At 41.5% G+C, this 12099-nt stretch carries 11 protein-coding genes; 1 reads left to right on the top strand and 10 read right to left on the bottom strand.

All coding sequences use genetic code 11. The features are described from left to right. Positions 1-69 precede the first annotated feature (69 nt). Positions 70-966 (bottom strand): M23 family metallopeptidase, encoded by an 897-nt coding sequence (locus tag B5D82_RS00435; RefSeq protein ID WP_081148326.1) that lies wholly within the window; start codon positions 964-966, stop codon positions 70-72. Positions 967-998: 32 nt separating this feature from the next. Here B5D82_RS00435 and B5D82_RS00430 point away from each other — a divergent pair, with 32 nt between their 5' ends. Beyond that, positions 999-1460 (top strand): DUF721 domain-containing protein, encoded by a 462-nt coding sequence (locus B5D82_RS00430; RefSeq protein ID WP_081148324.1) that lies wholly within the window; start codon positions 999-1001, stop codon positions 1458-1460. A gap of 153 nt (positions 1461-1613) precedes the next feature. On the opposite strand, the gene lpxC is transcribed toward B5D82_RS00430, so the two are convergent. The 9 genes from lpxC to murD all read right to left on the bottom strand — a co-directional run bounded on the left by lpxC (position 1614) and on the right by murD (position 12091). Then, positions 1614-2531, bottom strand: coding sequence for a UDP-3-O-acyl-N-acetylglucosamine deacetylase (lpxC, locus tag B5D82_RS00425; RefSeq protein ID WP_081148322.1), 918 nt, complete (start codon positions 2529-2531; stop codon positions 1614-1616). A 138-nt stretch (positions 2532-2669) separates the two neighbouring features. Next, positions 2670-3833 (bottom strand): cell division protein FtsZ, encoded by a 1164-nt coding sequence (gene ftsZ / locus B5D82_RS00420; RefSeq protein WP_081148320.1) that lies wholly within the window; start codon positions 3831-3833, stop codon positions 2670-2672. 77 nt (positions 3834-3910) lie between these two features. Then, the gene (gene ftsA, locus B5D82_RS00415) at positions 3911-5146 is read right to left on the bottom strand and encodes a cell division protein FtsA (protein WP_081148318.1); all 1236 of its coding nucleotides are present in this window, start codon (positions 5144-5146) and stop codon (positions 3911-3913) included. 5 nt (positions 5147-5151) lie between these two features. Further along, positions 5152-5931: a cell division protein FtsQ/DivIB gene (locus tag B5D82_RS00410; RefSeq protein WP_081148315.1), complete on the bottom strand. Its 780-nt coding sequence runs from the start codon at positions 5929-5931 to the stop codon at positions 5152-5154. Between the two features lie 3 nt (positions 5932-5934). Next, complete coding sequence (locus tag B5D82_RS00405; RefSeq protein WP_081148311.1) at positions 5935-6870, bottom strand: D-alanine--D-alanine ligase; 936 nt, start codon at positions 6868-6870, stop codon at positions 5935-5937. Continuing rightward, positions 6867-8327 (bottom strand): UDP-N-acetylmuramate--L-alanine ligase, encoded by a 1461-nt coding sequence (gene murC, locus B5D82_RS00400; protein WP_094122839.1) that lies wholly within the window; start codon positions 8325-8327, stop codon positions 6867-6869. Before murC ends, B5D82_RS00405 begins: the two co-directional genes overlap by 4 nt. An 8-nt stretch (positions 8328-8335) precedes the next feature. Continuing rightward, the gene (gene murG, locus B5D82_RS00395; RefSeq protein ID WP_081154209.1) at positions 8336-9430 is read right to left on the bottom strand and encodes an undecaprenyldiphospho-muramoylpentapeptide beta-N-acetylglucosaminyltransferase; all 1095 of its coding nucleotides are present in this window, start codon (positions 9428-9430) and stop codon (positions 8336-8338) included. Between the two features lie 4 nt (positions 9431-9434). Beyond that, positions 9435-10697, bottom strand: a complete 1263-nt coding sequence (gene ftsW / locus B5D82_RS00390; RefSeq protein ID WP_081148306.1) for a cell division protein FtsW — start codon at positions 10695-10697, stop codon at positions 9435-9437. Then, positions 10697-12091 carry a UDP-N-acetylmuramoyl-L-alanine--D-glutamate ligase gene (murD, locus tag B5D82_RS00385; protein WP_245807531.1) on the bottom strand — a complete coding sequence of 465 codons (1395 nt, stop codon included), beginning with the start codon at positions 12089-12091 and terminating at the stop codon, positions 10697-10699. Before murD ends, ftsW begins: the two co-directional genes overlap by 1 nt. Positions 12092-12099 lie beyond the last annotated feature (8 nt).

Here is a 12099-nt window from a genome sequence, read left to right as displayed (position 1 = left end):
CCGATCACATAAACTTGCTTAGTATTGTAATCGCAGTAGTATTTTAAACAACTGAAATTAGTGATAAAGCTACTCTTTTGCTTTTCGATATACGTATTGTTTTGGATCTATTTGGCGGTTATTACGTAATATTTCATAATGTACATGTGGCCCTGTTGAACGTCCTGTACTGCCCATTTTTGCAATAACCTGACCTTTGGTCACTACATCACCAACGGCTACTGATATTAATTTATTATGACCGTAGCGAGTTTTTAAACCATCACCATGATTAATTTCAATTAATTTACCATATCCGTAGCGATCTCCCGCCCAACTGACAACACCTGATCCGGTCGCAATAATGTCAGCATTTTCACTACCAGCAAAATCGACACCTTTATGCATTGCAGGTTTACCGTTAAAAGGGTCTTTACGAAGTCCAAAATACGATGACAACCAACCTTTAGTTATTGGTCGACCAGATAAGTACCGTGTATTTTCTATATGGTGCCCAAAACTGACAGATTCAAGCATTTTTAATTGTTTTTCTTCATGATGTAGCGTTTGTTCCAATGAGGTAATACTCAATAGCAATGCTTCTAAATTTTCTTGCTTACCATCATTACTATGGATCATTGGGCCACCACTAGGCGGTGATTGCTGAAAATTAAACTCATTATCTGGAATGCTAGCTTCTTCTGCTAAGCGGTCACCTAAGGCATTCAACCTTAGCACTTGGCTTTGTAATTCTGCCAATTTCATGGTGACAGCAATGACTTGACTATCTACTTTAGGAACATCGGTACTTGGTAGGTTTGACATGCCATAGGTCGGGTTTTGAGGTACGTCATCCGCAGAAGCAATTAAATGGACAATAAAACCAGAAATTAAGGCAAAGGCAGTCAGAGCAGATAACCAATGTAGCTTATTTAGCTTCATTGAAAATCTAACGTTCTTTCCGCGGTATAGTAATGTTAAACTCATAATTCATTCATCGTTTAGTTCAGAGCTGACTCATGGCAAGAAAATCTAGAATCCCTACAGACATGTCAGCGCTGTTTAATTCAACGTCAGGCACTTTGGCACAAATAGCCGCAAAAACCAACTCTTTAACAGTATTGTCTGACATTGTACGACAAATTTGCCCCGACCTACCAGCAGATGTCTGGAAAATAGCAAATTTCAGGGCTAATGCCATCGTAATTGAGGTAAATTCGGCGGTTTGGAGCCAACGTTTACAATTCGAAAGAATGAATATTTGTCGAGAATTAACCCAAGTAACTGATAATGTCTTTAATCAGGTAGAAATTAAGATCACCCCATTTCGCAATAAAATGCCGGAAAAAACCGTGATACCTAACGCCATTAATTCAACAATTTCAGCCGCGACTGCCGAGCATTTATTAAAAATAGCTGAAACAGCACCCGATAGTTTACGTAAAAAGCTTGAAAAGCTGGCGGCCCACGCGAAGAAATAATCCTGACTAAAATGCTAGTTTTCTATCCGTTAAAATCCTGACTCAAGATTATCGGCACAACGTTTGACCTAAAAAATTCTACCGACTTATTGTTCAAATAAAAAAACCAGCGCATGGCTGGTTTCTATTTTTCAATGTGATTATTCAGCGGTATTAAAAAGCCGCTGCATTAATCTCTTGGTATTGAATCGGTGACTCAGCGGTATCTTCATAAGTAACCCACTCCCAGCAGTCTACTTGCTTAAATACTTCACGTAGCAATATGTTATTTAATGCATGGCCAGATTTAAAGGCATTGAGTTCACCTAAAATACTAACGCCACCCATGTACAAGTCGCCAATAGCATCTAAAATTTTATGTTTTACGAATTCGTCGTCATAGCGCAAGTCGTCTTTGTTCAACATACGGTATTCGTCTAACACGATGGCGTTTTCTAAACTGCCACCCAGTGCTAAATTATGCGAGCGTAAAAACTCAATGTCTTTCATAAAACCAAAAGTACGTGCACGACTGATTTCTTTGATAAATGAACAACTGGAAAGGTCCATACTCATCGCTTGGCAAGTATTGACGATAACAGGATGTTCGAATTCAATAGCAAAATTGACACGAAAACCTTCATAAGGCTTTAATTCAGCCCATTTGTCGCCTTCTTCAACACGTATAGTTTTAGTGATACGTAAAAAGCGTTTAGCAACATTTGATGTTTCGATGCCAACCGATTGTATTAAATATACAAACGGTAAAGCACTGCCATCCATAATTGGAATTTCAGGTGAGTCAACCTCAACAATAAGGTTGTCAATGCCTAAACCTGCAACAGCAGAAAGCAAATGTTCGACGGTGGAAATCTGAACACCTTGCTCATTCACTAAACATGTACATAAAGTAGTTTCACCTACAGCTTCCGGTGTCGCGGGAATATCGACAACGGGATCTAAATCAACTCGGCGAAAAATAATACCGGTGTTAGCAGGCGCAGGACGGAGAGTGATCTGCACCTTTTCACCTTTATGTAACCCTACACCAATGGCAGAGACACTGTCTTTTAACGTACGTTGTTTAATCATAAATAGCCTTCTTAAGCCTATATTTTTATATTAATTAGCCGCCACTGATTTCAGCGGAGACGTAATATAACAAAAAAGCCTAACAAAATCAATATTCCAACTTTTTCAGTCTTGTGAGCGCAATTTAAATAAGCAGAATTAATCTGCTTGTTTACGCAAAAATGCTGGAATATCTAAATAATCATCAAGCTCTGTTGCTGCCACTTTTTGTGCTTGAGCATTCGCTTCCGGCATAGTAACCGGATTAGCAGATAACTCTGGTTGTGCACTAGGGATATAATCACCACCAACAACTTGCGGCTCTGCAATAGGAGTTGGGTTAACTAGCGTAATATCTGGCTTTCGATCAGCACCAATACCTGTTGCGACCACCGTAACTCGTAGATCTTCTGTCATTTCAGGGTCAATAACCGCACCAACAACAACCGTAGCATTTTCAGAAGAAAAGGCTTTAACCATGTTACCTACCGTTTCAAACTCATCAATACTGATATCCATACCAGCGGTAATATTGACCAATATGCCGCGAGCACCAGCTAAATCAACGTCTTCAAGTAACGGACTTGAAATGGCTGCTTCGGCCGCTTCTTCAGCACGATCTGGACCAGATGCTGTACCTGAGCCCATCATTGCCGTACCCATTTCAGACATTACCGTTCTAACATCAGCGAAATCGACGTTGATCAGTCCCGGACGAGTAATTAGCTCCGCAATACCTTGTACTGCGCCTAATAAAACATCATTCGCGGCTTTAAAAGCATCTAATAAGCTAGTGCCTGGGCCTAAAACTTTTAATAGTTTTTCATTTGGAATGGTGATCAGTGAATCAACATTTTTTGATAAAAACTCAATACCTTGATCAGCGTAATTCATACGCTTTTTACCTTCAAATGGGAATGGCTTAGTCACTACGGCAACCGTTAAAATACCCATTTCTTTTGCTATTTCTGCCACGACAGGTGCAGCACCAGTACCTGTGCCTCCGCCCATACCAGCAGCGATAAAGACCATATCTGCACCTTTAAGGGCTTCTTTTATGGTTTCTCTATCTTCTTCTGCACTGCGACGGCCAATTTCAGGGTTAGCGCCAGCGCCTAAACCTTTTGTAACGTCATGACCCAGCTGCAAAGTAACATTTGCGGCTGAATTACGTAATGCTTGTGAATCGGTATTCGCGGTAATAAATTCAACACCTTCGATGGTTTGTAAAACCATGTGTTCTACCGCATTACCACCACCACCACCAACGCCTATAACTTTGATGACTGCTTCTTCGTTGTGATCTTCCATTAATTCAAACATATTATTATCTCCGATTTTATTACGTTTTGTTCCACCAAAACTCTTTTTTACCTTTAACTAACCGCCAATGCCGTTAATTAAAATTCGCCTTTAAACCAAGCCAGTATTTTCGAACCGATACTTCCAACTGACTCGCTTTTCTTTTGTTCTTTATTTTGTTGCTGACTAGCCTGCATACCATAATGCAGTAAACCTACAACCGTTGAGTATGTTGGGTCGTTAACATACTCTTTCAATCCACATACATCAGAAGGTTGCGCTACACGAGCTGGCATTTGAAATACTTCTTCAGCAAACTCAACGACACCTTCCATTTTTGCGGTACCGCCGGTTAAAACATAACCCGCAGCAATTTGATCTTCTAATCCACATTCTCGTAATTCTTCTTGGATCAGTTCAAATAATTCCTGATACCTAGGCTCAACAACTTCAGCCAAAGTGTGACGAGACATCGAACGTGCTGGGCGTCCACCAACACTCGGTACTTCAATATTTTCTTCCATGCTAACCATTTGACGTAAGGCGCAAGCATATTGCACTTTAATATCTTCAGCATGACTTAACGGTGTGCGGAATATTTTCGCAATGTCGCTAGTGACTTGATTACCCGCTACCGGAATGACCGCGGTATGACGTAATGCACCACCGGTAAATACAGCGATATCCATGGTGCCTGCGCCCATATCTACAACACAAATACCCAGTTCTTTTTCATCATCAGTTAAAATGGCATAGCTAGAAGCAAGCGCTGAGAAAATGAGTTGGTCAGCTTTTAAGTCACAACGTTCCACACATTTAACAATATTTTTTGCCATGTCATTGGCACAAGTGACAATATGAACTTTTGCTTCCATTCGCACGCCTGACATACCAATTGGGCTTTTAATGCCGTCTTGACAGTCAATACTGTATTCTTGTGGAAGCACATGTAACATCCGACGCTCGGCAGAAATAGGTACTGAGCGCGCGGTATGAATAACGTTATCAACGTCATCCTGCATCACTTCTTTGTCATTAATGGGCACCATACCGTTTTCATTTTGACAGCTAATATGCTTACCAGAAATACCAAGGTATACTGAAGTTATATGGCAATCTGCCATTAATTCAGCTTCGTTAATAGCGCGCTGAACGGACTGAATAACCAGGTTTAAATCATTAACGCCACCTTTATCCATGCCACGCGCAGGTTGATTTCCAACCCCTACGATACTGAGCTGGTTATCAGGCGTGATCTCGCCAACGGCTACTGAAATTTTTGACGTTCCAATATCTAATCCAACCACTAAATTTCTTTCAGTTATTTTTGACATTCAGGCTAAACTCTTTCTTTATTATCCGCGGTCTTCCAACCAACGGCTAAACCGGTATCGTATCTCAGATCAACATAATCCACTTGCTGACCCTCCTTTTTATTCAATTTAATCTCTGGATAAATGTCCATGAAGCGCTGTATACGCTCAACACGATTATCACGGCCTAAATTAATGGTGACACCATCATTTAGGATAAGCTGCCAAGCAAAACGCTCAGTCAGCACTAATTCATCTATGGCTAATTGGCTAAAATCCAATAGCTTATTCAAGTCTCTAAAATTGTCTAAGGCTATTTGTTCACTGCCCTCTGGACCGAAAAATGCCGGTAACTTCTTGACTAACCGTTGCACGTCAGCCTGAAACGCTTTACCGTTTGCGTTAATTAAAAAGTCCCCATTCCAATGCGCTATCGGCTTTTGATCAACAATATAAATTTTCAATTCATTCGGCCATTTTTTCCGTACTGAAACAGAATAAACCCAAGGTAATTTTGCCACTTTTTGCTGTACGTCATTTACATCTAAGTTAAAGAAGTTACCTAAATTAACTTTTTCTATCGCTCGCTCAATGTCTACACGCGTGGTGTAAGGCATTTCACCAGCAATCGCAATTGAGGTGACAGGCGCTGACTCTTCAGCGCTAAGTTGTTTGTTCAAAAAAATACCAAACGATAAAATGGCAACAATAACAGCAACGAAAAACGTGACGCCTAGCCAAAAAGTCCAGTGTAAATCTGCGACTTCTTCCTTTAATGGAAGTTGTTTTTGCCTTGCCGTTGCCATACGTTACGCACTACCTTGTGCGCTTAACGCAACAATTTTGGTCACCAATTCGCTAAAACTTAAGCCGTGCACCTTCGCGGCTTTAGGGACCAATGACGTTTCTGTCATGCCCGGTACTGTATTGACTTCCAATAACTGCCATTGACCTTGCGCATTGCGCATAACATCTACTCGCCCCCACCCTTTAGCGCCAGTAGCATTAAATGCTTTTAAGGCGATACTTTGTAGTTCAGCTTCGTCCTCAGCAGAGAGTGAACACGGACAATGATATTGCGTCGTGTTAGCTTTATATTTTGCGTCGTAGTCATAAAAATCGTTCGGGGTTACCATATGGATAACGGGTAACGGCGTTTGCCCTAAAATAGCGACAGTGTATTCTGGGCCTTGAACCCAAGCCTCTACCAAAATTTGATGGTCGTAATGAAAAGCAGCGATAAGTGCCTGATGCAATTCTTCGGCATTATTTGCCTTAGACATGCCAATGCTTGAACCTTCATTCGCAGGCTTAACCATGACCACATTGCCTAACTCTTGTAATATATTTGCCGCATCTTCTGCTTGATAATGTGCTTTATCGACAATAGCAAAGGCAGCAGTCGGTAGATTCAACGCTTGAAAGACTTGCTTACTGCGAATTTTATCCATCGATAATGCTGAACCCAGTACATCAGATCCGGTATAAGGAATATTCATATATTGCAGTGCACCCTGCACACAACCGTCTTCTCCACCACGGCCATGTAAAGCTATAAACACACGGTCAATATCTAATTTTACTAAATCACTTAAGCAGTAATCTTGAGTATCAATAAGCTGAACATTGAAACCCGCTTCTTTTAAGCCTTTAGCCACTGCTTTTCCTGAATTAAGTGACACCGCTCTTTCTGCTGATGTACCACCATATAAAACAGCTAATTTTTCTTCCATTAAAGGTTTCATGAACTTGCCACCATTAACTTTTTATCTGTTGCTAAACTACGTGCAATAGCACCGATGTTACCGGCACCTTGGGTAATAACCATGTCGCCATCTTTTAACTGTGCCGCGATTAATTCGGCTAATTTGTCACTGTCACTAACATAAATTGGCTCTATTTGGCCACGTAAACGAATGCTACGCGCTAAACTTTTACTGTCAGCATTAGCAATTGGCGCTTCACCTGCGCCATAAACATCAAGTAAAAATAAGCAATCAACCTCTGATAATACCTCAACAAAATCTTCATACAGATCGCGCGTACGTGAATATCTGTGTGGTTGAAACACCATGATTAATCTTTTTTCCGGCCAGCCGTTACGCATCGCTGCTATTGTGGCTTTAACTTCTGTTGGGTGGTGACCATAATCATCGATGAGCACCATTTCACCTTGGTCTGTGCTCAAAGTAGCTAATTTCTCGAAACGACGACCGATACCTGCAAAACTTTGTAACGCTTGCTGAATAGCGATATCTTCAACGCCTTCATCAATAGCAACCGCTACACCCGCCAAGGCATTTAATACGTTATGCTCACCCGGTAAATTAACGCTAATAGCCAAAGGCGCGCTGTCTTTGCGTTCAACCACAAATGAGCTCATTCCGGCCGATTGTTGATATTGGGTTGCTCTAACGTCGGCATCTTCGCAGAAGCCATAAGTAATCACTTGGCGACCAATGCGCGGTAGTATTTCTCGTACTACTGGATTATCTAAACAAACCACGGCTAAACCATAAAAAGGTAAGTTGTGCAAAAACTCGATGTAGGTATCTTTAAGTTTTTCAAAATCACCTTGATACGTTTCCATATGATCTTCATCGATATTAGTGATCACAGAAACCATAGGTTGCAAATGCAAGAATGACGCATCGCTTTCATCGGCTTCAGCAATTAAATAACGGCTACTCCCTAAACGTGCATTGGTTCCGGCACTATTTAATAAGCCGCCGATGACAAACGTAGGATCTAAGTTAGCTTGTGCAAATATACTAGCAATTAAGCTAGTGGTAGTGGTTTTACCATGGGTGCCAGCAATGGCAATACCGTGACGAAAACGCATTAATTCGGCTAACATTTCAGCTCGACGAACGACTGGAATACGTTGTTCGTGTGCCGCAACTAATTCTGGATTTTCAACATTAATAGCGGTTGAAACCACAATAACACTCGCGCCATTAACATTATCTTCGTGATGACCGATAGTTATTTTCGCACCTAAGGCTGTTAGACGCTTAACCACTTGGTTTTCACCAATGTCAGAACCGGTAATTTGATAGCCTTCGTTCAACAATACTTCGGCAATACCGCCCATACCCGCACCACCAATACCAACAAAATGGATGGTTTTTACACGGCGCATTTCTGGCACCCTGTTATTGGCATTACTTAATGCAGTATTGTTATTACTTTCTGTCGTCATTTCTTTACTCATGTTTTTACTACCTCGATACAGGTTGATGCCACAAGGTTAGTTGCATCCGCATGGGCAGCATTGTGCGCAGCTTTAGACATCTGTTGTACGACTTTGTCAGAAATAAACAGACTATTAAGCATTTGCCCCAGGGTTGTACCGTTAAACTCTTTTTGTGCGATTAACTTTGCCGCACCACAATTAACTAAATACATAGCGTTCTTGGTTTGGTGATCATCAACCGCATGCGGCAAGGGCACGAATATAGCCGGTTTTGCCGCCATTGCTAATTCAGACACGGTTAATGCACCCGCTCGACAAATAACTACGTCAGCCCATTTGTAGGCCGCGGCCATATCTTCAATAAATTCTGTTACCTTGACCTTTTCTTCTGGCAAACCGTAGTCTTGATAACTTTTCAAGACGGCTTGTTCATTGCCACCACCGGTTTGATGCCAAACATCAATACTCTGTACTTTAATTTGATTCATTGCTTGAGGCACAACATCGTTCAGTATCTTCGCACCTAAACTGCCCCCCACTACCAACACTTTTTTACTGGTTGCTGGTTGTTCCGGCATGACGTTTTTAATGGCGATAATATTGCTACGCAATGGATTTCCGACTACTTTTGAGCTGACTCTTTTACTAAAAGCGCCAGGAAATGCACTTAACGTTCTTGTCGCTATAAACGACAGGTAGCGATTACTCATGCCCGCAACGGCATTTTGTTCATGCAATACCAACGGGATACCTAATAACCATGCTGCTACTCCACCAGGAGCACTAGCATAACCGCCCATTCCTAGAACAACATCAGGTTTAACTTTGCGCAATATTTGAATAGACTGCAGCACAGATTGCAAAATTTTGAATGGCGTTTTCAACCATGTCTGCCAGTTCTTATTACGCACACCGGCCATATTAATAAATGAGATCGGATAGCCACTTTTTGGCACTAGCTCTGCTTCCATTCGCTGAGCAGTGCCTAGCCAATGTATTTTCCAGCCTTGTTTTACTAAGGCATCTGCAACTGCAATACCTGGAAATATATGTCCGCCGGTTCCGCCTGCCATTACTAACAGTGTTGGGCGCTTTGAGTCATGACTCATTTGTTCAGTCATTTTCGCCCTCGATAAGTTTTGTTTTATTCACTTTACTTTGTTTCTTCTTAGAGCCTTTATGAGTACCAGTTGCACGACTGGTTGCTTGAATACTTTGTAATCTAATTTCGTGATCAATGCGGATTAATATCACCAAAGCCATAGTCATAATGATCATGGAACTACCACCATAACTAATCAACGGCATTGTTAAGCCTTTGGTTGGCACTATGCCTGCACTGGCGCCAATATTAACCGCTGCCTGAAAGCAGAACCAAATACCAATGGCATAAGCAAAAAAGCCTTCAAAATATTTTTCTTGACTGACTGCTTTCCTGCCCAGTAATAAGGCTTTAAAAACCAAGGTCATACTTAACAATAAAATAACGCTTATGCCGATAAAACCGAATTCTTCAGCAAGCACAGCCATCACAAAATCGGTATGTGCTTCAGGTAAATATTCTAATTTTTGTACACTGTTACCTAATCCTTGACCGAATGTTTCACCACGGCCATAAGCCATTAACGATTGTGTTAATTGGTAACCACTACCAAAAGGGTCTTTCCATGGGTCGAGGAAGCCTGTTACCCGCGCCCAACGATAAGGTGAGAAATAGGCCAACATTGACAATAACGTGACGCCGACCGCTGAAATTGCAATAAATTGCCATAACTTGGCACCCGCTAAAAATAATAAGCCAAAGGTCGTGACAAACATGACGATAATGGTACCTAAGTCAGGCTGCATAAGTAACAAACCACTTAACACACCAAAAACCAATAAGGGTTTGGCAAAGCCTTTAACATTTTCCATGACTTCATCGCGTCGCCTAACTAAATAAGCAGACAAATAACAAAAGAAAAATAGTTTCGCTGGCTCTGCCGCTTGTATGGTTATCGGCCCAATACCAATCCAGCGTGTAGCACCGTTTACGTTTCGGCCCACAACTAAAACAACCACCAATAAAGCAATACCTACTAACAATAAATTGCCACTATATTTATGCCATTGATGCATTGGTATTTGTAACGCCAAGGCTGCCACACAAAGGCTGAGCCCAATGTAAATCATATGGCGAACAATAAAATGAAATGGATTGGCAAATAATCGTTCTGCAATTGGCATCGAAGAGCTTGCCACCATGATTAAGCCGATCATATACATACTGAGCGCAAGTAACACATAGCTTCGGTCAAAAGTGGCGACCGAACTTGACTCAACTCGTAACCAGGGTGGTAACGTCCACTGTGACAAATTAGCAAAGGAGGCGATCATTATATTCGCTCCTTGTGCGTTAGCACTGATTTTATAAACACCACGCCACGTTCAACATAGTTAGCGAACATATCTAAACTGGCACACGCCGGTGATAATAAGACCATATCGCCTGCATTCGCTTGTGTTCGGGCAAGCTTTACCGCCGCTGACAGTGAATCAAGGTGTGAAGTTTTTTCTGCTTGCTCTGGTGATCTTAGCGAAGCAATATTACGACCATCTTTGCCAATCGTGATCAAGTAATCGACGTGCTGGGTTAATGCTTGTGTCAGTGGAGAGAAATCAGCACCTTTGCCATCACCCCCGGCGATTAGAATCAGCTTATTGCCTTGCAGTGTAGGCGATAGCCCTTCAATAGCAGCAAGGGTTGCACCAACATTGGTGGCCTTTGAATCGTTAATCCAACGAATACCGTCGTTTGTTTCAATCACTTCACAACGATGTGCTAAGCCTCTAAAGGTCATTAAACTGGCTAGCATTGAAGTTAAATCCCAGCCGGCACATTTTCCTAAAGCTAACACGGCTAAATAATTTAAAGCATTATGAACACCTTGTAATGGCAATTCAGCCAAGGTGCATAACGGTTTATCCCCTAACATTAAGTGACTAACACCGTCGAGTTCAGCAATGCCGAAATCACCTGTTTGTGCAGGTTCGCTACCGAAACTTAACTGCTGACTGCTGGCATAACAGCTACTAGGTTTAGTCGCATTATCATTGCGGTTATAAAGTACATATTTGCTATTTTGATAAATGCTTTGCTTGATAGCGCCATAGTTTTCAATGGTTTTATGACGATCTAAATGGTCATCACTTAAGTTCAATACGGTAGCGGCAAGTGGCTTCATACTTTTTACTGTTTCAAGCTGAAAACTTGATAGCTCTAAAACAATAAAGTCTGCTTGCTCTTGGTCAATTTGATCCAGTACCGGCAAACCAATATTACCACCTAACTGCACGTGATAGCCTAAGCCGTTTCCGACATAATTTAACATCGACACCACGGTAGATTTACCATTTGAGCCGGTAACCGCTATTATCGGCGTAGTACTTAATCGGCAAAACAGTTCTATATCACCAATAACATCACAATTTTTAGCAATGGCATGACTAATTGCTGGTGTTGTAATATCAATACCTGGACTGACAATTAACACATCTGCTTGGGCGATCAGTGCTTGATCCCATTGTCCTAACACTAAAGTGTTATCAGCAAATTGGTGTTTAAAATCACCCGGAGAAATAGGCATTGCTCGGCTATCGTTTACTGCAAATGCAATGTGATGACGATGTAAAAAACGCGCGCACGATAATCCTGTGATACCAATACCTAAGATCACGATTCGTTTATTCGCTAATTGCGTCGTTACCGACTGTTGCAATTGTTTATTCACGCGTTTAT

It is taken from the genome of Cognaticolwellia beringensis (assembly GCF_002076895.1).
Taxonomy (GTDB): Bacteria; Pseudomonadota; Gammaproteobacteria; order Enterobacterales; family Alteromonadaceae; genus Cognaticolwellia; species Cognaticolwellia beringensis.
Note: the sequence above shows the minus strand (reverse complement) of the source record. Positions and strands in the feature narration are given on the sequence as shown.